Source organism: Peptoniphilus lacrimalis DSM 7455 (assembly GCF_000378725.1).
Classification (GTDB): Bacteria; Bacillota; Clostridia; order Tissierellales; family Peptoniphilaceae; genus Peptoniphilus_A; species Peptoniphilus_A lacrimalis.
Genome location: NZ_KB900370.1, coordinates 92,645 through 117,942, shown reverse-complemented (window position 1 = coordinate 117,942; position 25,298 = coordinate 92,645). Strand labels below are relative to the sequence as shown.

At 29.1% G+C, this 25,298-nt stretch carries 21 protein-coding genes; 6 read left to right on the top strand and 15 right to left on the bottom strand.

Annotated elements, in window-relative coordinates; translation table 11 throughout:
* Positions 1 to 67: 67 nt before the first annotated feature.
* Genes F594_RS0104510 through F594_RS0104495 form a run of 4 tightly spaced genes read left to right on the top strand, consistent with a single transcriptional unit; the run spans position 68 to position 4,119 of the window.
* Positions 68 to 790, top strand: a complete 723-nt coding sequence (locus tag F594_RS0104510) for an alanyl-tRNA editing protein (protein ID WP_019034702.1) — start codon at positions 68 to 70, stop codon at positions 788 to 790.
* A gap of 43 nt (positions 791 to 833) precedes the next feature.
* A complete protein-coding gene (locus F594_RS0104505; protein ID WP_019034701.1) occupies positions 834 to 2,177 on the top strand; it encodes a C1 family peptidase in 1,344 nt (447 codons plus the stop codon).
* 53 nt (positions 2,178 to 2,230) lie between these two features.
* Positions 2,231 to 3,220 (top strand): MsnO8 family LLM class oxidoreductase, encoded by a 990-nt coding sequence (locus F594_RS0104500; protein WP_019034700.1) that lies wholly within the window; start codon positions 2,231 to 2,233, stop codon positions 3,218 to 3,220.
* Positions 3,217 to 4,119, top strand: coding sequence for a restriction endonuclease (locus tag F594_RS0104495; protein WP_019034699.1), 903 nt, complete (start codon positions 3,217 to 3,219; stop codon positions 4,117 to 4,119). Before F594_RS0104500 ends, F594_RS0104495 begins: the two co-directional genes overlap by 4 nt.
* A gap of 80 nt (positions 4,120 to 4,199) precedes the next feature.
* Here the strand turns inward: F594_RS0104495 and F594_RS0104490 are convergent, their stop codons facing one another.
* Positions 4,200 to 5,312, bottom strand: coding sequence for a poly(R)-hydroxyalkanoic acid synthase subunit PhaE (locus F594_RS0104490; protein WP_019034698.1), 1,113 nt, complete (start codon positions 5,310 to 5,312; stop codon positions 4,200 to 4,202).
* A gap of 493 nt (positions 5,313 to 5,805) precedes the next feature.
* Here F594_RS0104490 and F594_RS0104485 point away from each other — a divergent pair, with 493 nt between their 5' ends.
* A complete protein-coding gene (locus F594_RS0104485) occupies positions 5,806 to 6,399 on the top strand; it encodes a leucine-rich repeat domain-containing protein (RefSeq protein WP_004825772.1) in 594 nt (197 codons plus the stop codon).
* A gap of 197 nt (positions 6,400 to 6,596) precedes the next feature.
* On the opposite strand, the gene F594_RS0104480 is transcribed toward F594_RS0104485, so the two are convergent.
* The 12 genes from F594_RS0104480 to fusA form a co-directional block, all read right to left on the bottom strand.
* Positions 6,597 to 7,100 (bottom strand): ECF transporter S component, encoded by a 504-nt coding sequence (locus F594_RS0104480; RefSeq protein ID WP_019034697.1) that lies wholly within the window; start codon positions 7,098 to 7,100, stop codon positions 6,597 to 6,599.
* A gap of 361 nt (positions 7,101 to 7,461) precedes the next feature.
* Positions 7,462 to 8,826, bottom strand: coding sequence for a DNA repair protein RadA (locus F594_RS0104475; protein WP_019034696.1), 1,365 nt, complete (start codon positions 8,824 to 8,826; stop codon positions 7,462 to 7,464).
* Positions 8,795 to 11,269, bottom strand: a complete 2,475-nt coding sequence (locus tag F594_RS0104470) for an ATP-dependent Clp protease ATP-binding subunit (protein ID WP_019034695.1) — start codon at positions 11,267 to 11,269, stop codon at positions 8,795 to 8,797. The genes F594_RS0104475 and F594_RS0104470 overlap by 32 nt, the downstream gene beginning before the upstream one ends.
* Positions 11,269 to 12,243, bottom strand: a complete 975-nt coding sequence (locus F594_RS0104465) for an ATP--guanido phosphotransferase (protein ID WP_009344887.1) — start codon at positions 12,241 to 12,243, stop codon at positions 11,269 to 11,271. Before F594_RS0104465 ends, F594_RS0104470 begins: the two co-directional genes overlap by 1 nt.
* A complete protein-coding gene (locus tag F594_RS0104460) occupies positions 12,240 to 12,746 on the bottom strand; it encodes a UvrB/UvrC motif-containing protein (protein ID WP_004825749.1) in 507 nt (168 codons plus the stop codon). Before F594_RS0104460 ends, F594_RS0104465 begins: the two co-directional genes overlap by 4 nt.
* Positions 12,747 to 12,758: 12 nt before the next feature.
* Complete coding sequence (locus F594_RS0104455; RefSeq protein WP_004825742.1) at positions 12,759 to 13,211, bottom strand: CtsR family transcriptional regulator; 453 nt, start codon at positions 13,209 to 13,211, stop codon at positions 12,759 to 12,761.
* A 254-nt stretch (positions 13,212 to 13,465) separates the two neighbouring features.
* Entirely contained in the window at positions 13,466 to 16,489 is a 3,024-nt protein-coding gene (locus F594_RS0104450) for a type I restriction endonuclease subunit R (protein ID WP_019034694.1), read from the bottom strand.
* 11 nt (positions 16,490 to 16,500) lie between these two features.
* Positions 16,501 to 17,091 carry a restriction endonuclease subunit S gene (locus F594_RS0104445; RefSeq protein ID WP_081620940.1) on the bottom strand — a complete coding sequence of 197 codons (591 nt, stop codon included), beginning with the start codon at positions 17,089 to 17,091 and terminating at the stop codon, positions 16,501 to 16,503.
* An 83-nt stretch (positions 17,092 to 17,174) separates the two neighbouring features.
* Positions 17,175 to 18,413: a restriction endonuclease subunit S gene (locus tag F594_RS0104440; RefSeq protein WP_019034692.1), complete on the bottom strand. Its 1,239-nt coding sequence runs from the start codon at positions 18,411 to 18,413 to the stop codon at positions 17,175 to 17,177.
* Positions 18,406 to 19,419, bottom strand: a complete 1,014-nt coding sequence (locus F594_RS09880; protein WP_019034691.1) for a virulence RhuM family protein — start codon at positions 19,417 to 19,419, stop codon at positions 18,406 to 18,408. The genes F594_RS0104440 and F594_RS09880 overlap by 8 nt, the downstream gene beginning before the upstream one ends.
* Entirely contained in the window at positions 19,412 to 20,977 is a 1,566-nt protein-coding gene (locus F594_RS0104430) for a type I restriction-modification system subunit M (RefSeq protein ID WP_019034690.1), read from the bottom strand. The genes F594_RS09880 and F594_RS0104430 overlap by 8 nt, the downstream gene beginning before the upstream one ends.
* A gap of 262 nt (positions 20,978 to 21,239) precedes the next feature.
* Positions 21,240 to 23,309 carry an elongation factor G gene (gene fusA / locus F594_RS0104425; RefSeq protein WP_019034689.1) on the bottom strand — a complete coding sequence of 690 codons (2,070 nt, stop codon included), beginning with the start codon at positions 23,307 to 23,309 and terminating at the stop codon, positions 21,240 to 21,242.
* Positions 23,310 to 23,437: 128 nt separating this feature from the next.
* Between fusA and F594_RS0104420 the strand changes: the two genes are divergently transcribed.
* Positions 23,438 to 24,052 carry a helix-hairpin-helix domain-containing protein gene (locus tag F594_RS0104420; RefSeq protein WP_019034688.1) on the top strand — a complete coding sequence of 205 codons (615 nt, stop codon included), beginning with the start codon at positions 23,438 to 23,440 and terminating at the stop codon, positions 24,050 to 24,052.
* 43 nt (positions 24,053 to 24,095) lie between these two features.
* Here the strand turns inward: F594_RS0104420 and F594_RS0104415 are convergent, their stop codons facing one another.
* Both F594_RS0104415 and F594_RS0104410 read right to left on the bottom strand, forming a co-directional pair.
* Positions 24,096 to 24,290, bottom strand: a complete 195-nt coding sequence (locus tag F594_RS0104415) for a type II toxin-antitoxin system antitoxin (RefSeq protein ID WP_009344886.1) — start codon at positions 24,288 to 24,290, stop codon at positions 24,096 to 24,098.
* A complete protein-coding gene (locus F594_RS0104410; protein ID WP_009344882.1) occupies positions 24,290 to 25,291 on the bottom strand; it encodes an SPFH domain-containing protein in 1,002 nt (333 codons plus the stop codon). The genes F594_RS0104415 and F594_RS0104410 overlap by 1 nt, the downstream gene beginning before the upstream one ends.
* Positions 25,292 to 25,298: the final 7 nt, after the last annotated feature.

Genomic DNA, 25,298 nt, shown 5'->3' with positions numbered 1-25,298 from the left:
ATTGCCATAATTCAAGTCTTTATATTCATATTTAAGTAAATATGTTAAAATATTTCAGGAGGTTTTTATGGGAAAAATTTATATAGACTCACCCTACTTAAAGGACTATATAGTGGATATAGACCACATCAGAAATATAAATAACCATATTTATGCAAAATTAGTTGATGAGCCATGTTTTTTGGGAACAAATAATGTCAAAGGAGATATTTTCACAGTGGATAATTCTCCTTGTAACTTTTACAAACCAAGTGGCAAAGAATATATTGAAATTTCTGATACATCGAAAAAAAGTGTAAATATAAAAATTGATTGGGAAAATCGTCTAAAACTTATGCAAGATAATTTAGCCATAGGTATTTTAAGATTATTAATTTTATCAGATAACAATTTAAAAATAGATAAATATAAGGTTGAACCATCAGGTTCTTATATCAATTTATTAAACAAAGATATTAGTTTTAAAAGCATTGCAGACTTAGAAGAACTTTCTAATTATCTAATCACATCCAATTTAGAGGTCGAAAATAAAGATGGAAGTATAAACATTTTTCGTTTGGGAGAAATTGACTATGATGGACCTTCTTTAAAAAGAACTGGAGAAATTGGATTTTTAATCATAAAAAATGTTACAAAAACTTTAAATGGAATTAGAATTAACATAGCTTCTGGTACTGGAGCTTATAAAGATTATAGAAAAAAATTGGATATGCTAAATAATATAAAAAATTATTTGAATCTCAAAGATGAAGATGAAATTTTTTCAGCAATAAAAAAATTAAAAGCTTAGGATAATTAATATATAATGGGTATCAATAATTAAGGAGGTTTTTATGAAGATAACTTTAGAAAAATTACAAGAATTAAAAAATAATTTTAGTAAGGATAGAGCTAACAGAGTCGCACAAAATGCAGCTACTACAAATGGAATTTTTAAGGCATCCTTACACTATGACAATAATAAAACAAATCTAAATGAATTTAATATCAGTCTTAAAAAAACTAAAGTAGCAGATCAAAAAAAATCTGGCAGATGTTGGATGTTTGCTGCTTTAAATGTTATGAGATATAAACTTATGGAAAACTATAATCTAGACGACTTTAAATTATCTAAAAATTATACTTTGTTTTTTGATAAATTAGAAAGAGCAAACTATTTCTTAAATACAATTTTAAATACTATGGATGAAGAAGTTAACGGCAGATTACTAAGCCATTTGATGTCCACTGACTTATTATCTGACGGCGGACAATGGGACATGTTAAAAAATATAATAAATAAATATGGTTTAGTTCCTGAATACGCTATGGTAGAAAGTTACAATTCATCAAACACTGCTCTTCTTGATGAATATCTGCAAAAATTGTTAAGAAATGATGCAATGGAACTTAGAAGAGCTCACAAAAATGGAAAATCTTCTTCAGAACTTGAAAAAATGGTTGAAGCATATGTAGAAGAAATATTTAAAGTTTTATGTATTTCTTTGGGAACTCCGCCAGAAAAATTTGATTTTGAATGTAGAGATAAAGACAACAAATTTATTTCCTACAAAAATATAAGCCCACAAGAATTTTTAAAAGACCATGTGAAAATGAATTTAGATGATTATGTATCACTAATTAATTCTCCTACAAAAGATAAGCCTTTCTATAAATCTTATACTGTAAAATATTTAGGAAATGTATTAGAAGGCCATCCTGTAACTTATATTAATCTACCAATAGAAGAGTTGAAAAAGGCTGTTTTAAATCAATTAAAAGATAACGAGCCAGTTTGGTTTGGATGTGATGTAACACAATTTTTAGATAGAGATAATGGCAGAATGGATTTAACTTCAGTTAGAGTTGACGATTTATTTGGCATTGACTTTAAAATGGATAAAGCAACAAGACTTGATGCCCACGAATCTCTTATGACTCATGCTATGGTATTTATGGGTCTTAACTATGATGAAAAAGAAAATAAAATAGATAGATATAAAGTTGAAAATTCCTGGGGAGAAGATGCCGGTTGCAAGGGATTTTATGTGATGAGTGATGAGTGGTTTGATGAATATTTATACCAAGTTTTAATAAACAAAAAACATCTATCAAAAGATATTTTAAAAGCACTTGATGAAAAACCTATTGAACTAGAACCATGGGACCCAATGGGCTCACTTGCAAAATTTTCATAATTTTATTAATAGCCGGATTATTCCGGCTAACTATACTTATTTAAGGAGGATTTATGACTAAACTTTCAATTTTAAACTTAGTTCCTAAATATTTAGGTGAAAGTTATAAAGATGCCTATGACAGAGCCTTAAAATTAGCTCAATTTGCAGATAAAAATAATTTTCAGAGATATTGGCTAACAGAGCATCACAATTCTCCCGCAGTAATTTCTTCAGCAACAGAAGTTGTTATTTCATATATTTTGGCACATACAAAAAATATAAGAATTGGTGCAGGCGGTGTAATGCTTCCCAACCACAGCCTATTCCAAGTGGCAGAAAGATATGCCTGTCTTAATAATCTTTACAAAGATAGGATTGATTTAGGCTTGGGTAGAGCTCCAGGAACTGATAAAGATACCGCAAGACTTCTTTATAAAAAGAATTTCTCTCCAAGAGAATTTATTAATGCTACAAAAATGTTGAAATTATATTTTTCAGAAGATGTAGAAAAATTAGATGTTAAACCCTACCCTCAATCTAGAGAAATTCCTTTATATATTTTAGGAACATCTACTGTTTCTGCACATATTGCCGGTAAACTTGGACTTCCTTATGCCTTTGCTGGACAAATTTCCCCAGATCTAATTGGAAAAGCCTTTGATATTTATAGAACAGAATTTATTCCTTCAAGGCAACTGGAAAAACCATACACTATATTAAGTCTAATTACAAATATAGCAAGAACAAAAGAAGATGCCAAAGATTTAAGTATTAAAGCTGAACAAATTTTTTTGCAGCTAATGAATGTAAAAGAAAAAAGTGAATTTTATAATTTAGACCCTGAAAATGCACCAGAACTCACAAGCATTGAAAGATTTCTAATAAAAACTAATAGGGGACTTTCCATCAATGGTGATGTGGAATATGCAAGAAAAGAACTTTTGAAAATAAATGAAAAATACAAAGCTGATGAAATTATGGCTTTATCATTTATAAATGAATATGAAATGTTAGAAGATAATTTCAGAATTTTAAAAGATATAGTTGATAATAGCCTATGACAAATAATAAAGCTTACATCCAGAATTTTAAATTTGAAGAGTGCAAAGATAAAATCCCTTATTCTTTAATCCATGAAAATCCACCTATAAAACTGACAAGTGAGATGTCCGTAGTCTTAGAATATTTGTTATGGTATATACCTAATATAAATTCTTTGCAATCTCCAAAAAATGACTTGGTTTCCTCAATTGCTTTCCAAGATTTTGTTTTTGGAATTATTAAAGAAGTTATGGGACTAAACAATGAAGATGTGGCAATTGTACCTAAAATAGAAAGAAATGTAGTCAACTTTTATTCAAAATACATATGCCCAGACAAAGAAAAAATTATTTTAACTCAGGCAGACAATGAAAGCAAAACTAATGCCTTGTTAAGACACACAAGAAATGCCCTTGCCCATGGTTATTTTAATATTATTGATGATTTATTGATAGCTTTTGATTTTAAAAATTCTACCGATTACGAATGCAGTGCAATAATAAAAATAAAAGCATCTAATCTTTTAAAAGCCTTAGAAACCCTACAAAGCGAAGTAACAAGTGAAAGACTTGCACAAATTTCTTTGCAGAGAACAGGTTATTATGTAGAAAAATTCAAATCTCAAAACCCACAGTATCATTTTGATTTTTTTGCCAAAAAAGATAATTATAAATTTGCTGTTGAGATTAAAAAATACAAAAGCTACAAAACTTTACCTGAAAAAGAAGTTGATAAATTAGTAAAACAGTTTGAAAATGTCTTTGAAACAATGGTTCCCATATTATTCATGGACACTTCTCTTTTAACCGAAAAAAGTAAAGATAGACTAATAAGGGAAAAAGTCATAATTCTTGATATAAAAAATATTACAAAGATGCTAAACAAAAGAGATATGATAATGGAAATACTAAAAAACTAAAAAATTCGCTAGCATAAGCTAACGAATTTTTTTAATTTATATTTTTTTATATAAAGAATATCCTTTTATTACTCTTGACCTTATTTTCCTTCAGAAGCGTCATGAGAATTTTTATCCTTACTCAGTTCAGATTTAGTAATATGAGTACCCTTCTTACTATCATCATTTTCATTTTGAATATCCATAAGTATTGAAGTCATATCTTCAAGCTTGTCTAAATACTCTTTTAGTTTATTTTGAGTAACAATTGGAAAAGCACCCAACCCATCTTCAATATAATTATCAAACATTTCTTTATTATTATTAACTAAATCCAATATAGCCTTAGCTTTTTGCTTATAAACTGGAGAGTCCACTAAATTTTTATAAGCATCGCATAAGTTATCAATATAGAATTTATAAAAATCAGAGAAATTTTCAAGTCCTTTTTCTTCTTCTAATCTATCAAAATAAGAATTTTGAGCATCAATAGCAGCTTGTCTAGAAGCTTTAGATAGATACAAATTAAAATCAAATATCTTTAATGAAAGGCTTAAATAATTTTCGAATAATTGTCTGTTTCTTTTCTTTTCTTCTTGACTGATTCCAACACTTGGAATTTCATCAAGTTTATCTAACATAGATTTGTAAAATTTTTCTATTTGATCTGTCATAAGTTCTGGCTCCTTATCAAGAGCTTTTTGATAAAATTCCATAGATTTTTTTGTGCTGTTAATAAATGGATTTATAAAGGTATCTACAGGAAAATTAGCCATAATTTCAAAGAAATTAATAGGTAAATATTTTTCAACATTATTTTTAGACAACTCAACAAGTTGGTCATTAAAAATCCTGTATAAATCTATTAGATTATCACCTGCTTTGGATAGATCACCATTAGTAAATAAATCTCCATAAGCTTTAAATATTTTATCCAAAATATTAAGATTAGCCTTATATGTTTGCATAGCTTTATCAAAGCCCGGAAACTTATTGAATGCTTCTTTGTAATATTTGCTAAAATAATCTTGCATTCTTAGATATTCTTTAAAAAAATCTTCGGGATTTTGATAAAAATTAAAATCATTAAAATTTTTAAAAAAATCCATTCCATTAAAATTAAAATTGAAGTTTTTTGCTATATTTTCATAAACTTTCCTTTGTTCTTCCATCATATTTTTTTGCATTTCCAATAAATTTTCAAAGTAGTTCATTCTATTACCTCATTTCTTTTTTTCTTCTTGAAACAACACTTATACACCCCTGGTGTATAGAAAATTAACTTCCATTTTATTTTATCTAATTTAACATTAGCATTTAATAAAAATTATGTCAAATACTCAAACCCCTGATTTAATCTAATTTACCTACTTTTTAAATAAATTTTACCAAGAATTAATCCTTAAATTTATCTGTTTTAAAAAATTTAAAAATACAAATAAAATACATATGAATATAAATATCTTATGTATATATTATTATACCCTCTATATAAGTGGATATTCAATTAACATAATAAAAAAAATAAACTTAAATATATTTATAATAAACATATCAGGATATTTATTACTTTTAGAAAATTAAATTTACTTTTATAATAAATTGTGATAATTTTTCACAAAATTGGGCCATTCCTTTATAAAAGTCTGTGGATATGCTATAATTTAAATATGTAATGAATGATTAAGGAGTATGGGAGGATACATAATGGATAAAAATTTTACATTCGATGATTTTATTTTTAAAGGCGACGAACTAAAAGGTATGACCAGAGCCGGCAAAGATAAAGTTAAAGCACAAGGTATAAAAGAAATTATCATACCTACTGAAAGTCCTGATGGTGTTCCTGTAAGAGTTATAGGAGAACAATGTTTCTACAGAAGAAAATTTGAATCAATTGTTATTCCTGAAACAGTTGAAGTAATTAAGTATGATGCTTTTGGCGTAAATGCATTAACAGAAGTTATCATACCAGATTCAGTAAAAGAAATTTATGGATTTGCATTCTACAGAAATAAAATTACTGATATTAAATTACCAAAGAACTTAGTTTACATTGGACCATCTGCTTTCGCATTAAACCAAATCGGGGAAATTAATTTACCTGATACTGTTGAAGTTATAGAAACATCTGCTTTCTATAAGAATAATTTAACAAGCATTAAAATTCCAAAAAATATCAAAAAAATTGATATGTTTGCTTTCAACAAAAATGGAATTATGGAAGTTGAAGTACCTAATTCAATAGAAACTTTACACGAAAACGCATTTGATTTCACAACAAATGTAAAAAGAATCTAATTACAAACATCGATTAACCTAATTAATAGCTGGTATAAACCAGCTATTTTTTTGCAAAAAAATATGCTAACAGATGATTTGACCTAAAAATATGTTACTGATAAAAAATAAATAAAAAAATACCAGAGTATCATCCTAGAAACTCCGGTATAAGGTTTAACTCTATATTACAACCACAATATTTTATTCTATTAGCTTTAATTAAAATCTAATTGATTAAATATCGCTTTTTTCAAAATTGGATAAACAATATCAGCAAGAACTGCACCACCAATACCTTGTAATAAATTAGGCATAAAACTTGCAATTGCTGTTGGAAAATTATAAAGTATTAATCCTTCTGCTAGTAGATATCCAATTGCCATTACTATACCACCTACTAAACCACAGATAATAAAACTTAGTGATGTTTTTTCCTTAAGAAGTCCTGCTATATATCCTTCTAGTCCTTTCACAACTAAGGTAATAGGAGCATAATAACCATAACCAGAAATTAAATCAGCAAGTGCTGAACCTATTCCACCTACAATTCCTCCCGCTGTTCTACCCATAAGTAATGCGCAAGCTATAACAATTGTATCCCCAACATTTACATATCCTTTTGTTGCAGGAATTGGTATTTGAATTGCCATAGTCGCAACAGTTGTTAAAGCAATAAACATTGCAATAATAGTTAATTTTTTTGTTGAAATATTCTTCAAAATCTCACCCCCTCCTTAATACTATATCAAATTTTTACATAAATTAATATAGTAAAACTATATAATATTTAATCTTTTGCTTAGTTTTTTAAAATATTTACTGTGACAAACTTATTAATAACTTTTTAATATTTAATGAGTCCCACTTGAAAACATTATAAAATAGCCGTTATTTTTAAAACTTTAAATAAAAACTTATTTTATTAGTATTTATTAAAATAAAATTTTTGATTATTGCTTAATAAAATAACAGATCAAATTGATTGTAAAATCAATTAACAAAAAAATTTATAAATATTATTTTCCCTTTCAAGCTTTATTAAAAAAGACTCAAGAAATTTTATTTCTTAAGTCTTTTACCTCATGAAAAAATTTTTTCAATTACTTGAGATATATGCCCTATCTTTATAAGTTTTATACCTTTAAACTTATCTTCATTTATAGACTTTATATCTGCAATATAGGCTTCTTTAAAGCCCATCCTTTCAGCTTCTTTTATTCTTAACTCCAAGCTTGGTATATTTTTTAGTTCCCCTGTCAATCCAACATCAGCAATAAAAACCTCGTTATTAATTATTGGCTTGTTTAAATTAGAAGATACAATGCTCATCATAATCGAAAGATTTGATGCTGAATCTCTTAATTTAATATTGCCATTGGTCTTTATTACTACATTTTTATCCATAAGCCTTATATTTGCTCTCTCTTCTAAAATAGAAATTAAAGTATTTAGATGCTCTCTTTTTATACACTCACCCACTCTTGATGGATAAGGCATAAATGACTTGCTCGTTAAGGCTTCAGTTTCTAGAATTATAGGTCTTGTTCCCTCTCTTATAACTGAAAGGGATGAACCTGGCGGGGAATTATCTTCTTGTCTTAAAGTACAAAAATACAGTGATGGATTATCAAGAGATTTTATGCCGGATTCTGTCATGGTAAAAAATCCCATCTCTCCAGTAGAACCATATCTATTTTTTGTTGCCATTAAAGACCTCAGCTCTTCTGATGATTCACCTTCAATTACAAGAACTGTATCTACTAAATGTTCAAGACTTCTTACTCCAGCAAGTTCATCATCTTTTGTCATCTGTCCCACCATAAAAACAAATCTTGGTCTTTTAGAATTTTTTGCAATATCCACCATTTTATATGCACATTCCATGGTTTGAGTTGGAGTTCCTGGTCTTGAATTAAATTCTTTTAAAACAAAAGTCTGAATTGAATCAATAATTATAAAATCAGGATCGACTGTTTTTATCTGTTCCAAAACATCATCCAAAAAAGTTGTAGAACTGACCCAAATATTTTCTGAAAGCTTATCTAATATCCTTGTAGCTCTTCTTTTTATTTGTGATTGAGATTCTTCTCCACTTGCATATAAGACTACAAAACCCTTTTTGGCTAAATCATTAGCTACTTGTAAAAGTAAAGTGGATTTTCCTGCTCCAGGTTTTGCTGTCAATATACTTACAGAATCTCTAACAATACCTCCGCCCATAACTCTGTTAAATTCCATGATATCAGTCATAACTCTTGAAGATTCTTTAGAATCAACATTTTTTAAGATAACAGCTTCTTTATTTTGACTGTGTGATTTTTCAGAATTATTATTTTCATCAAACTCTTCTAAAGTATTCCATTTGTTGCAGTGGGGACATTTTCCAAAATACCCCTGGGATATATATCCACAATTACTGCACTTGTATGCTATTTTCTTTTTCATCTTTCTTATCTTTTTTTAAATCTTCTAATTCTTCTACATTTTCTATTATGAGTTTATTTTTGAAATCAATATTAATTAAGCTACCCTCTTTAATTTTTCCATCCAAATATCTATCTGCAATTTCATCTTCCAAAAGATTTCTTATTGTTCTTTGTAAGGGTCTTGCTCCATATTTTTTGTCATAGCCTTTTTCCACAATATGATTAATAAGCTTATCGGTAAATGTTGCCTTTATGCCCATCGTTTCAAGTCTAAGATTTAAGTCTTCTAATTGTAAGCCTACAATATTTTTAATTTCTTTTTTGCTCAATTCCTTAAATACAACAGTTTCATCTATCCTATTTAAAAATTCAGGTCTGAATGTGTTTTTTAATTCCCTTGAAATGATATCCTTCATTTTTTGATACTCATTTTTCTTTTCTTCTTCTTTGTTTACAGAAAATCCCAAAGTATTATTTTTAACTAAGCTATTCGCACCAACATTAGATGTCATAACTATTACTGTATCTTTAAAATTAACAGTTCTTCCTTGGGCATCTGTTAATCTTCCTTCATCTAAAATTTGAAGTAAAATATTAAACACATCTGGGTGAGCCTTTTCTATTTCATCAAATAAAATTACACTATATGGCTTTGTTCTTACTGCTTCTGTCAACTGTCCACCTTCATCATAACCAACATATCCCGGAGGTGAACCTACTAATCTTGAAACTGTGTACTTTTCCATATATTCACTCATATCAATTCTTATCATGTTTTCGGGACTTCCAAATAATTCTTCAGCTAGAGTTTTTGTTAAAAAAGTTTTACCAACACCTGTTGGCCCTACAAATATAAAAGAACCTATGGGCTTATTGGGGGTTTTTAAACCAATTCTCGCCCTTTTTACTGCCCTAGCCAAAACATCAATGGCTTGGTCTTGACCCTTAACTTTTTTCTTCAAATCTTCATCGAGGGTCTTTAATCTTTCAGTTTCCTTTTCAGTTAAATTTGTAACAGGAACCTTTGACCATTCAGAAACAATATTTGCAATTAAATCTACTTCAACTCTTTTTTTAGATTCTTCCTTTTTGAAATCTTCAAGAGCTTCTTTATATTCTCTTTCTATAACTTTTTCTTTATCTCTTAAAGATGCGGCAAGCTCAAAATCTTGATTTCTAACAGCCATATTTTTATCGTCTTCGACTTTTTTTAATTCTTCCTTGTACTTCTTTTCAAAATCAGGAGTCTTATAGCTTTCAATCTTTAATTTTGAAGCAGCTTCATCAATTAAGTCTATTGCCTTGTCAGGTAAAAATCTGTCATTTAGATACCTATCAGATAATTTTACAGCAGCACTTACTGCATCTTCACCAATAGTTACATTGTGGTGATCTTCATACTTATCTTTTATTCCCATAAGAATTTTGATGGAGTCTTCTACATTTGGTTCTTCTACAGTAATTGGCATCAGCCTTCTTTCAAAAGCTGGATCTTTTTCAATATGTTTTCTGTATTCAGAAATAGTTGTAGCACCAATAATTTGAATTACTCCTCTTGTAAGCATTGGTTTTAAAATATTTGAAGCATCCATAGCTCCTTCTGCTGCACCTGCACCAATTATTACGTGCATTTCATCAATAAATAAAATTATATTTTTATTATTTTCAGCTTCCTTGACTACATTTTTTAGTCTTTCTTCAAAATCTCCCCTATATTTTGATCCTGCGATTAATGCAGAAACATCAAGAGTCATAATTTTCTTATCTGCCATAATTTGAGGCACATCTCCATTAAAAATTTTAAGGGCAAGTCCTTCAGCTATAGCAGTTTTACCAACACCCGGCTCACCTATCAAGACAGGATTATTTTTTGTTCTTCTTGATAAAACTTGAATAACTCTTTTTATTTCTTTTTCTCTACCAATTATAGGGTCAATTTTACCTTCTTGGGCTTTTTTACTTAAATCTATTGTAAATTTATTTAAACTTTCTTGAGATGGATTTTCTTCATTTTCCTCTTCATACTCATCTAAGTTATTTAAAATATCATTTTCTAAATTAATAATATCTATGCCTAATCTTTTTAGAACAAGAATAGCAACGCCTTGCCCCTCTCTTAAAATGCCGAGAAGCAAGTGTTCAGTTCCAACATATCTATTTCCTAATTCTTTTGCTACATCAAAAGAAAGTTCAAAAATTCTTTTAGTTCTTGGCGTATAAGAAACAGAGGCAACTGTAGGTCCTTGACCAGTAGCTACAATATCAAGAGTAGCTTTTTTTGCCTTTTGGTAATCTATTCCCAATTTATCTAAAATTTGTGCTCCAGTATCTGTCCCTTCTTTTATTATTCCTAAAAGAATGTGTTCAGAGCCTATATATGAATGTCTTTCATCTCTTGCTTCCGCTTGAGCAAATAAGATAGCCTTCTGAGCTTTTTCTGAAAATCTTCCGAACATACTCATTAAAAAACCTCCCTTATCAAAGCCCTAGATTTATTAGCCCTCAAAATATCTCTGGACTTTAAATCTAAAATTGAGCCTCTTTCATTTTGTAAATATCCATTTTTTAGCTTATTAGCCTCATCATAAAAATCAAAATTCCGTTTAGCCTTTAAAATGGATAAATTTAATCCTAAATCTATATTTGACATGCAGTTAAGCATTTCATCTTCAGATAAAATCCTTGCATTTCTTAAAATTCCCAAAGATCTGTTTACCATATCCTCTAAAGTGATTATGGAATCAAGATATAATTTCTTTTCCGCCTCTTTTTCCATAACAATAATTTCTTTAACAATAGTTTTCATTTTTTTTATATAAGCTTCTTCGCTATAGCCAATAGTAGATTCAAAGAATAAATTAAATATATTTCCTAAACTCTTACCACTTTTATCCTTATAAGAATCAAGACTATAACCAAGCCTTAACAGTGATCTTGAAACATTTTCAATTCCGTAAAAATTTAAGGCAGGTAAATGTAATTTATAGTTAATAAGAAGACCTGTTCCTGCATTAATAGGTCTTGTGGTCAAATAACCAAATTCACTATCAAAGGCAAAAGCAACATCCTTATCAAGACTTTCTTCAATTTCCAAAACCTCATTAAACATGTCCTCAATTTTTTCATCTCGTGAAGATTTTCTGATCACCAAATGATTGGACTCATTCAAAAGAATATCAGGACTATCTTTTCTCACATAATAAGAGGAAATATTACTTTCCATAAATGGAGCCTTTAAAATACCTCTTTCAATATATTGAAGTTTTTCTAAAGCTTGAAATTTTAAAACATCTTTTTTTTCATAAGCTAAATCTAAAATCTTTGGTTCTAAAATTTTAATAACATCTAAAGCATCAACATCATTTAATTTAGGCATAAAATTAATGCCTTGCAAATTTCTTAAAAGCTTAACTGAAGATTTTAATAAAACTGTCATAGCTTCTCCTTCAAAGCCTTAATCTCATCTCTTATATGAGCCGCTTCTTCGTATTCTTCTAAACTAACTGCACTTTGAAGTTTATCTTGTAATTCTCTCAAATCCCTAGCCATAACAATATTTGTATCAGCATTCTTTGGAATTTTACCAACATGAACAGGCTTTGGATTAACAGTGTGCAAATAATTTTTAAGTTCATTTTTAAAAATACTATAACAATTACTGCATCCAACTTTTCCCGTATTTTTAAAATCGCTAAGACTCGTTCCACATTGAGGACATATTAAAGAAGCCTCTTCACTGTTACTATCATCAGAAGTGAAAGCAAAAATATTTTTGAGAAAATCTTCAATTTGCGGCAAAAAACTTTGAGAATTGGTTAAATCCAACTTCATCTTCTGTTCTGCACAAACTTGACATAAATGTATTTCTTCAATTTTGTTATCATGAATCATTGTATAAGAAATAACAGATTCTCTTTTTTTGCAATTATCACATATCATCTCTTTCACCCCTTAAGAAAATATAACTAATAGAATATTTTTTAAAATATTTGCTCTCAAAATGTTTCTATTATCACTCAAAGATAAAGACCTATCAGAAAGACTAACCCTTATTAGCTCAGCCTCCCTTGAAGAAATAAAATCTCTTCTTCTCAACTCTTTAATTAAAAGATCAGCCTTATCCTTAGTTATAGAATCTCCAATGAAATCTCTAAATAAGTCTAAAGATTTTTCGTGGTCTTGAAACTCAACTTTAACAATTCTTATAAATCCTCCGCCACCACGTCTAGATTCAACATAATAACCCTTGTAGGGAGTAAATCTAGTAGTTAAAACATAATTAATTTGACTTGGGGCACAATTAAAATGATCCGAAATTTTTGATCTTTGAATCTCAAGAGCACCGTTAGCTTCCTCAATTAATTCATTTAAAAATTCCTCAATAGAATTAGATAACTTTGCCAAGAAATCACTCCTTTAGATTTTACCATCTTTGACATTTACATTAAAAAATAAACAAATCTCAATTTATATATTCATTATACAATTAATGTTTGTAAAAGTAAAGCTTTTAAACTTTAGGGGCTTTTTAAAAAGAATACTTGCCTAGCTTTTGTAGGAAGTAAATTATTTTATTTTAAAATTAACCCATCAAATAAAACTAAGTTAATAAAATAAAAATAGTGCCAGCAATTTGCCAGCACCTATAATAAATATTTTTAAATTCCCGTAAAAATTTCTACTAAATTTCTAATCTTATCAAGAATAGATTCTTTCTTCTTTTCTCTAGCTCCGCCTCTTCTTGTAGTCGGGGGAATGATTTTATCAAGCTCATCACCAGAATATGAAGCATATCCTTTTTCAATAGCCTTTTCAATAAAACGCTTAGAACCCTCTTTTAAATTTTCCCTATCAATTAAATTATTAATATTTTTTTCTTTTTCCTTCTTAGCAAAAGAATAAAAAGATTCTAAAATATCATCCGTATTTTTTAAATCTGTAAGCTTATTAGAGTTGATAAAATTCATAATAAGATCTTCCTTAGCCCTAGTTCCTAAACTTGACCTGATTACCCTACGAACCTCTACTTTAAGAGTTTCTATATCAGTATGCTCCTTAGATTTTTCTAAAATTAGATTTAAAATATAATCTAAATTAATTTCATCAGTTTTTAAAAGATCAATTTGAAATTCCACATCAGAAAAATCAATAGTCATTGTATTTTCTTTGTCACCATGTCTAAGTTTTAATATATCTTCTCTTATATCTACATAAACACTCTTCATATCTTGCATTAATCTATCAGGAATAATTTTTTCAAAGCTAGAAAATTCATCAAAATTTTTTAAAATATTTTCAGACTTTAAAAGTTCTCCAAAAAGTTGGACAAAATCTTTTTTGTCAGCTTCTAATTCAATCTCTGTGGGATCAGGGAATTTTTCCACAATTTCATTACATAAATCTTTATAACCCTTGGTCGTCTTACCCGTTTCTTCATCAATAAAACCATCAATATACTCTTTGTAAGATTTTTCCAAAATAATATTAAGGCTGTTTTCATCGCCAAAAGTTTTAATAGCATCTTTTGTTGCTTTTTCCAAATCCCTAAAACAAACAATATTTCCAAAAGTTTTAACCTTATTTAAAATACGGTTTGTCCTTGAAAATGCCTGTATAAGCCCATGATATCTCAAATTTTTATCAACAAAAAGAGTATTTAGGGTGGGAGCATCAAAACCTGTTAAAAACATTCCAACAACAATTAATAAATCCACTTCTTTATTTTTAACTCTTAAAGATAAATCCTTATAATAATTTTGAAATTCATTAGCTGCAGTAGAAAAATTCGTCTTAAAATAATTATTGTAGTCATTAATAACCTTGTCTAAAAATTCCTTAGCAGTAGAATCCATTGCACAAGGATCAAAATTTTCTTCAGAAATTTCTCCAATAGCCTTACCCTCCTCATTAGGAGCATAAGAAAAAATTGTAGCAACTTTTAATCTTTTATCAAAATCTAAAGCACTTTGTTGCCTTTGAAATTCCTCATAATATAATTTTGCAGCATCAACACTTTGAACCGCAAACATTGCATTAAATCCTCTAAGCCTTCTATTTTTAATATCATAAAGCTCGTTTCTATGAGTTTTTGTATCAAATATTCTTAAAATATACTTAGTAATTTCAGTAATTCTTTCCGGATGAAGGAACATTTTACTTTCAAGCTTTGCTAATTTTTTCTCGTTATATTCCTTTTCAGCAGCCTTAAATTTAGGCGTAATATTATTATAATCAACTTTAAACTTTAAAACCTTGCCATCACGAATAGCATCAGTAATAACATAAGAATGAAGTTGAGCCCCAAAAATTCCAGCAGTTGTTTCTGTCCCTAAAGAATTTTCAGGAAAAATCGGAGTGCCTGTAAAACCAAATTGATAATAATTTTTAAAGGATCTTCTTATATTTTTTTGAGCATCTCCAAATTGGGAGCGGTGACATTCATCATAAATAAGCACACAATTTTTGTCATAGATTTCATGGTTTGGATTTTTCTTAACAAACTCATTTAATTTTTGTATAGTCGTGACAATAATCCTATCATCCTTTTTTTCAATAGCCTTTTTTAAAGCCTTGGTGTCCTTGCTTCCATTTACACTATCAGGCTGAAATCTTTGATATTCCTTCATAGTTTGATAATCTAAATCTTTTCTGTCAACAACAAAAAATACCTTGTCAATAAAAGAAAGCCCCGTTGCAAGCCTTGCAGTCTTAAAAGAAGTAAGAGTTTTTCCAGAACCTGTCGTATGCCAAATAAAACCCCCAGCTTCTATAGTCCCTGCCTTTTTCCTTTCATAAGAAGATTTAATCTTCCATAAAATTCTTTCTGTAGCTGCTATTTGATAAGGACGCATAATCAAAAGAGTGTTTGAAACATCAAAAACGCAATATTTTGTCAGAACCTCTAAAATAACACGTTTTTCAAAAAAAGTGCGGGTGAAATCTTCCAAATCATTAATAGATTTATTCTTAGCATCAGCCCATTGGCAGGTGAACTCATAATTATTTTTATTTTGAGCCGTAGTATTAGCAAAATATCTGCAATAAGTTCCATTAGAAATAACAAAAATTTGCACATACTTATATAGGGAATTTTCAACATTAAAAGATTCCTTGCTATATCTGTGAATTTGATCAAAAGCCTCATGTAAACTAACACCACGTTTTTTAAGTTCAATATGTACAAGGGGAAGACCATTAACTAAAATACTCACATCATAGCGATTTTTATGGCTACCCTCTTGTTTAATTTGGCTTGTCACCTGCAAAAAATTATTAAAAATATTATCCTTATCAATAAGTTTAATATTTTTTAAATTACCATCATCAAAAGTAAAATCATTAATATAATTTTCTTGAATCTTCCTTGTCTTTTCGATAATCCCATCATTTGGAGCATCTAAATACTCTAAAAGAAATCTTTGCCATTCAGAAGAAGAAAAACTTACACCATTTAGCCTCTCTAACTGTTCTTTTAAATTTTTATACAAATCAGAAGAATTTCTAGCTTCTAGCCTTTGGTAACCTTGGGTCATTAAATTATTAATGAGTTCTCTTTCAAGGTCAGCCTCACTTTGATAAGTGCTTTCGCTAGCCCTATCTATTTTTTTGTAATTTGCTAAAATAATACCATTATTCATTTCAGCTATAGTAGAAAAACCATAACCAGCTTCATTTTCTGCCATAAAAATCACCTCTAATTCTTGGGAAAATCTAACAATTTTTCCCTATAATATTCATACTCTTTTTGCCTTAAATCTATCTCTTTAGGTAAACCCTCATTCACGTCATTTACAAATTTATCGAACTTGTCAAGAATAGAAATCACATAGTCCTGTACTTGCAAAGGTGGAATAATAATATTGAATTTTCTAATATTTTCCATCGTTAAGTTTTTCATAGACGATGATTCTAACCACTTATTTATTCCTTTGTGCTTAAAAGAAGAGCTTTGTAATAAATGTAACAGATATTTAGGCTTTATATAATCTTTATTTATTCTTATCATTGCCACATTTGGCGCTAAATAAAATTTGTCATCATCACAAACCAATCCAACTTCTCCAATAGTACCAACATAAGTAAACAAAATATCACCTTTAATTAATTTACTTCTTTTGAGTTTAGAAAAATTACTTTCATCAATATACTTAACATCATTAAGAATAATCTTTCCTTTCTTTACATTGAGTCCTCTTAAAGCTATAATTTCTCCTTCATCTTTATATTTGACATATTTTGAAAACTCATATCCAGCAAGCTTAGTTACTTTAGCAAAATCAGACAGTAATTCATGTTCTAATTTACAAAATAAATTAACTCCTACAATATCGCAAGCTTCTCTTAGAATAATAAAGTAACCATTAGATATTAATAGTTCGGTTCGGTTCGGTTCGGTTCGGTTCGGTTCGGTTCTACCACATTTTCGTCAAATGTCAAGAGTTTTTTTCGATAATATTCATATTGTTTTTGCCTTTTTTCAATCTCTTCCGGCAACAATCCCCTTGAATTTTCTACCAATTCTTCAAACCTATCCAAAACTTCAACAACCTTATTTTGAATATAAATACTCGGTAATGGTACTTTGTAATTATCTGTAAGTCCTATTGATATTTGAGGCAATTTACCTGATATAGCGTTATCTTTGAAATACTTTAAATTATTTTTTAAAATACAATATAAAAACTTTATATTTAATTTCTCTTCATCCAAGCTTGAATAGGACCACATTTCATTTTTGTGAGTAAAATTTCTATCATAATATTCAAAATCAATATTTCCCCTTGACTTCACAATTACACTTGGTTTATTTATAATATTCTCAATTCCAACTTCTTCTGGTAATAGATTTGCCGTTGTATTTCCACCAGCGAATACTTTAACACTAGAATCTGATTTGTCTAAATTTTTCATTTGCTCTGCGGTTATATTTATACCTTTTTGTCTTAAACATAATTCAGATATTTTTACATAACCAAAACTTCTAATCCTATCTATTTGATAAAATTCTTTTGTTAATTTATTTAAATATTTTTCACTTAAAATCATATCTCTATAATACTCATATTGCTTATTTCTTGCCCGTAATTCAGCTTGTAATTCAGAAACATAATTTGTGAATTTGTCAAGTATTTTAACAATTTTATCTTGACTTTCTTTAGTTGTCATAGGGATAGCTATAGCACTTAATTTTTCTTTTGATAGACTAGGAATTCCTGCTCCTAATTGAGAACTTTGTAACATATATTGATTCATTTTTAGTATATGAAATATATATCTATTAAAAAATTTATAATTATATCCAAAATCATTAATTATTTTAATTTTAGGTTTTATAGAAAAAGCATGGGCTCCCAGCCAGAATTTTGTTTCTATAAAATTAACAAAACCCGCAGATGCACCTCCCTGAGAAACTGTTATAGTATTTTCATTCTCATTAAATATTTCTATATATCCTGATGGAGAAACTCCCCCATTAATTACAGGGTATTCTGCAATCTCTAACATATCTTTTTTATTATATTGCTTACCTTTTTTTATCTCGCAGATTTCTCCAAGTTTTTTCCATTCCACCTTTTCATTTTTTAAAAGTTCTTCAATCTTACTCACTTTTATCACCATTTTTAGCTTTCTTTTCTATAGACTTTATTTCCTCTATATAATCTTTTTCCACTTGTGACAAAGTTTTTTGCCTATATTTTTTAAATTCATCTTTTACTTTTTCTTCCATTTGTCCATGCCTTATTTTTCCATTTCCTTCTAGTAAATTTTCACCTGTCGCCTGCAAAATTCTATCTACATGATTTATCCAATCTTTCATAGTCATAGGAATTTCTTTTTCAGCTTGTCTTTGTGCAAAATCTAAGTATCCTGAAACTAATGCGTTTAAACTTTTTAATTCTTTTTCTGTCAGATAATTTTTTGCTATTTCCGCTTCTCTTAAAGTAGGCAAGTCACCCTTAAAATTTGTAAGACCCATAAATTTTTTTTCACTACTTACTCTTTTGTATATCAATTCACTTGCTGTATTTTTATGAATAGCATAGTGCATTTTATTTTGTATAGTTGTAAAGAAATACTTCGCATCTTCGCTTTTTTTATCATAATCAATACTTGTTGCAAATAAATCTAAAACTTGGCGATAGAATACTTTTTCACTTGAGCGAATATCACGAATTCTGTCTAAAAGTTCTTTCCAATATGTTCCACCGCCTAAATTTTTAAGGCGTTCATCATCCATTGTAAAGCCTTTTACTAAATATTCTTTTAGTCGTTGTGTTGCCCATATTCTAAATTTTGTTCCAACTTTAGATTTCACCTTATATCCAAGAGAAATTATCATATCTAAATTATAGTGTAGGACATTATAATTTTTACCATCTTTTGCAGTTGTTCGGAATTTCCGAACAACTGAATCTGCTTGCAATTCTCCATCAATAAAAATATTTTTAATATGTTCACTTATATTAGATTTACTACTTTGATATAATTCGCATAATTGAGCTTGGGAAAGCCAAACAGTTCCATCGACCATTATTACATCAATTTTTGTATTCCCATCATCTGTTTTATATATTAAAATTTCGCCTTTGCTTTTATCAATTTCCTTACTCATCTTCAAGCTCCCTTACTATTTGGTTTATTGAAGCTCTTAATTTATTTATTTTTTCTACTGTTTCTTCTATTTCTTTATTTAAAACTTTTATATCTATCTTTTCCCTTGTGTCTTCTTTTTCCACATAGGTTGAAACGGAGAGGTTATAATCATTTTCTGCTATTTCATCTCTTGATACATATCTTGAAAAATACTCAATTTCTTTTCTATTCCTAAATTCATCTACAATTTTATTTATATTTTCTTCTTCAAGAATGTTATTGTTTGTTACTTTTTTAAATTCATTACTTGCATCTATGAATAATACTTTATTTTCTGTCTTATTTTTTGCCATTACAAGTACGCAAGTTGCAATTGATGTTCCAAAGAATAAATTTTCTGGTAGTTGGATTACTGCATCTACAAAAGAGTTATCTACTAAATATTTTCTTATAGTTTTTTCTGCACCTTTTCTATAAAAAATTCCTGGGAAACATACTATTGCTGCTCTTCCCTTTGAAGATAGATAAGACAAGGCATGAAGAATAAAGGCAAAATCAGCATAATTTTTTGGTGCTAATTTGCCTGCGGGTGCAAATCTTATATCGTTTATAAGGGTAGGGTCATTATCTCCCACCCATTTTATGGAATATGGTGGGTTTGAAACAATGGCATCAAAGGTTTTTTCATCATTGTGAAGAGGTTCTAATAAAGTATCTCCTCTTTTTATTGAAAAATTATTGTAATTTACATTGTGTAGAAACATATTCATTCTGCACAGGTTAAAATTAGTCATATTAATTTCTTGGCCAAAAAATCCCTCTTCAATTATATGATCATCAAACTGCTTTTTCATCTGTAAAATTAAAGACCCACTTCCGCAGGTCGGGTCATATACCTTGTTGATTTTATTTTTGCCATCCATAACAAGTCTTGCTAAAAGTTTTGAAACTGTTTGTGGTGTGAAAAATTCTCCTCCAGATTTACCTGCGTTTGTAGCATATTTTGAAATTAAGTAAAGATAAGCATCTCCAAAAGTATCTATGTCGTTATTTCTAAAATCTTTAAAGTTTATTTGACCGATTCCTTCTATTATGTCTGCAAGTCTTTTATTTTTTTCGCTTACACTTCCTCCAAGTCTTGAACTTGTCATGTCAATATCATCAAATAATCCTTTTATGTCATCTTCTGAATCAAAACCTACGGCACTTGCTTCAATTTCTTTGAATATATTTGCAAGGTCTGTGTTTAAATTTTCATTTGTTCTGGCTGTTTTTACAATATTTCCAAAAAGTTGGCTTGGTAAAATAAAAAATCCCTTATCTTCAACTGTTCCTGGTCTGAAATCTTCGTTTGCCTCTTGGTCTGAAATTTTACCATAATCAAACTCTAAATCTCCTGCCTCATGTTCTGCGTGATTAAAATATTCTCTTATATTTTCTGAAATAAATCTATAAAATAAAATTCCTAATACATATTGTTTAAAGTCCCAGCCGTCTACAGCTCCTCTTACATCATCGGCTATAGCCCAAATTTTTCTGTAAAGCTCGGATCTTTGAATGCTCTCATTGTTATCCATATTTATACCTCAACTATTTTTATAATTTTACAAACTTTAAAATTATTATAAACATATTGACTTGTTTTTGTCCATTTTTCTTTAAAAATACTAATAATTTTAATTAAATTTATAATTTTTTTCTGCAACTTTTATATATTTTTATTGGTGATTTCAATTTTTTCTTTTATGTCACTTTTTCTTCTTTTAAAATTATATTTAATCAAATATTTTATCAAAGAAAAAAGGTCCGAGATTTTCGGACCCTTAAAGTTTTAAATTTTTATTCTTTTTCTTTATCTGCTTTTGCTTTTTCTATAACTTTTTGAGAAATATTTGCTGGTACTTCTTCGTATCTTACAAATTCCATATTGAAATTTCCACGTCCTTGAGTCATTGCTCTTAAGTCTATAGAATATTCAAACATTTCTGATTGTGGTGCTTCAGCAATTAAAAGTTGACTGCCATCTCTTTGTTGATCCATTCCTAAAATTCTTCCACGTCTTTTATTCATATCTCCCATTACATCTCCTAAATATGAATCTGGGATTGATACTTCTACTTTCATGATTGGTTCAAGTAGGACTGGGTTTGCTTCTTCCATACCTTTTTTAAAGGCAATAGATGCTGCTATTTTAAATGACATTTCATTAGAGTCTACATCATGGTATGATCCATCATAAAGAACTGCCTTGAAGTTTGTTACAGGATATCCTGCTAAAACTCCATGTTCTTTTGCTTCTATTATTCCCTTTTCTACAGCTGGAAAATAATTCTTTGGAACTGAACCGCCAAATACTTCTTCATCAAATACAAAATCTTCTTGACATGGTTCAAATCTTACCCAAACATCTCCATATTGACCAGCTCCTCCTGATTGTTTCTTGTGTTTACCTTGTACTGAAGCTGTCTTTTTAATTGTTTCTCTATAGGGAATTATAAATGGAACTTTTACAACTTCTACACCAAACATATTCTTTAATTTTTCAAGAATAACATCAAGTTGAACTTGTCCTAGTCCACCTATTGTTAATTGTTTTGTTTCAGCATTTCTTTCGATTACAAAGGATGGATCTTCTTCACGAAGTTTTCTTAAAGATGTTGAAAGTTTTTCTTCATCTCCCTTTGTTTTTGCTTCAATTGCATAGAATAATACTGGTTGTGGATATTTAATTCTCTTATACTTAACTATATGGTCTTTTGTGCAAAGAGTATCGCCTGTGCCTGTTACGGCAAGTTTTGTTGTAGCTCCAATATCTCCTGCACAAATTTCTTCTACTTCAATTTGATTCTTACCACGGATTACATAAACTCCGCCTAATTTTTCGGCTTCTTCTTTGCTTGAATTATAAAGTGGTGTATCTTTTTTTAGCTTTCCGCTAATTACTTTAAAGATTGAAATTTTTCCAACAAAGGGGTCAGTTATTGTTTTGAAAACAACTGCTGCAAAGGGGTCTTTTTCAGAAATTTCTCTCTCTTCTCCTTCTTCATATCTGAAACCTGTGTGGGCTCTTTTATCATTTGGTGCTGGCATATAATTTACAATTGTGTTTAAAAGTATATCTATGCCTATACCTTTTTCACCACTGCCTACAAGTAAAGGCACTGCATCACCTTCTAATAGGGCTGTTGTAACTCCTCTTAATAAATCTTCACGAGTGAATTTTTCTCCGTTGAAATATTTTTCCATCAAAACTTCATCAGAGCCTGCAACTACTTCTGCAATTTCTTCATACATTCTTTCAGTTGCCTTAACTTGATCGTGATTAAGTTCTGTTTCTTTTGGAGCTGCATTTTCATATTTAAAACCTTTTTGGTAGATTACATCTGTAACTCCAACAAAGTTTTCCCCTTCTCCAATGGGAACGGAAAATGGAATAACTTTTTTACCAAAAGATTCTTCCAATTCTTCCATAAGTTTTCTGAAATTAACATTTTCTCCATCTATTTTATTTATAAAAATAATTCTTGGTAATCCAATATTTTCAGCATATTTCCATGCTCTTTCTGTTCCTACTTCTATACCTGAAGTGGCATCAATTACTAGAAGAGCAGCTTCTGATGCTCTTAATGCTCCAATAACTTCACCTGAAAAATCCATATATCCAGGAGTATCTATAATATTAACTTTAAAATTTCTCCATTCAACAGGAATAATAGATGTTCCAATTGAAGTACCTCTTTCCATTTCTTCTTTTGAAAAATCTGAAAGAGTATTTTTGTCAGTTACATTACCTAATCTCTTTGTAGCTCCTGATTGAAACAGCATTGATTCTGTTAAATTTGTTTTGCCGCTTCCTGAATGACCTACAAGTGCTAAATTTCTTACATTTTCCGTTTTATAAACTTTCATAGCCTTCCTCCTATATGTAAATTTGAAAGCGTTTTATTAATTATAACATAAATTCAAAATTTTGAACAGTTGCTAAAATAGATAAGCTATTGTAATATATGTATGAAAATATTTCTTAAGGATAATTTATGGAAAACATATTTAAAAATATAAAAAATATAATAATCTTTGTTCTTGTTGTTGTTTTGGGATTGGTCCTATATAATGTAAAATCTAATGAAAATAATTTTGATGAAAATGAAAACTATCTTGCCACGTCAGAGGATTCAGATTTTTCCAATAAAGACAAAGATGAGGACGAAAACGAAGAAATCTATGTACATATTTCAGGTGCTGTTAATAAACCTGGTCTTATTAAACTAAAAAATGGAGATAGGCTAGTTGATGCTATATCCCTTGCCGGTGGTGCAAGAGATGATGCCGACCTTGATTCATGTAATCTAGCAAAAAAACTTTCTGATGAAGATAAAATCTATATAAAAACTTTTGATGAAAGTGCAGAGAAAAATTTTAATGCGGATTCTTCAACAGATAAGGCAATAAGTTATAATAATCTTATAAATTTAAACTCTGCAAGTAAAGATGAACTTATGAAAATTCCTGGAGTTGGGTCAAAAACTGCCGACAAAATAATTGATTATAGGGAAAAATTTCAGTTTAAAAGTGTAGAAGATTTAAAAAATGTTGATGGAATTGGTGATAAAAAGTTTGAAAAACTTAAAGATTATCTGTGTGTAAATTAAATTTTAAAAGCTCAGTTAGAAGTCAACTTCCAACTGAGCCTCTTTATTTAATATCTATATCTGGCGGTTTATCTATTTCTTTTGAAATGGGAGAACCGTTTTTCTTTCTCTGTCTAACACATTCTGTTAATAGATATTCTATCTGACCGTTAATGCTCCTAAAATCATCTTCCGCCCAACTTGCTATTGCATTATAAAGTTCTTCAGATACCCTTAAGGGAATTTGCTTTTTTGCCATTAGTACAAACTTCCTGAATTAACTACAGGAGAAACTTCATTGTTACTACATAATACCACCAAAAGATTTGAAACCATGGCAGCTTTCCTTTCTTCATCAAGATCAACAATATCTTCTGTACTCAATTTATCAAGAGCCATTTTTACCATATCTACTGCTCCATCTACTATCATAGTTCTTGCATCTACAGTAGCGGAAGCTTGTTGCCTCCTAAGCATTGATTGAGCAATTTCCGGAGCATAGGCAAGATAAGTTATTCTTGCATCTATAATTTCTAAACCTGCAAATTCTACCCTATTTTGTATTTCTTCTTTAATTCTTTTAGCAACAACTCTACTTGAACCTCTTAAACTTCCATCATCTGGAACTCCATCCCCGGTAGTGTCTACATTTTGTGCAACGTCATAAGGATAAATTCTAACTATATCTCTCAAAGCCGCATCGCATTGAAGAGATAAATATTCCTTATAATTATCTACGTTGAATACTGCACTTGCAGTATCAACTACCTTCCACATAACAGCTATTCCAATTTCAACAGGATTTCCTAAAACATCATTTACTTTTTGACGTGAATTACTAAGAGTCATTACTTTCAAGGAAATTTTTTTATTAACCGGTTGGGCATATGGAATTGAATTTGTTAAAATTTGTAAATTTTTACTTTCTTTATCAACATCTGCACTTTGACCTAATTTTGTCTTTGCAGCAGGATTTACTGAAACTACAAATGGATTGACATAATAAAATCCATTTGACTTTATAGAACCGATATATTTACCAAACAAAGTTAAAACTATGGCTTCTTGTGGACCTACCATCTTAAATCCTGCATAATTTATTAATGATAAAATAGAAATAAAAACAAATAAAATCATTAAAACATATTTTTCTTTTGTTGCTAAATAAATTATCATTCCTGTCGAAAATATTGTAGCTAATAAATTGACAAGCAAAAGTAAAAACCCATTACTTTTTCTTTTCAAAATTTTTTCTTTCATAAAAATC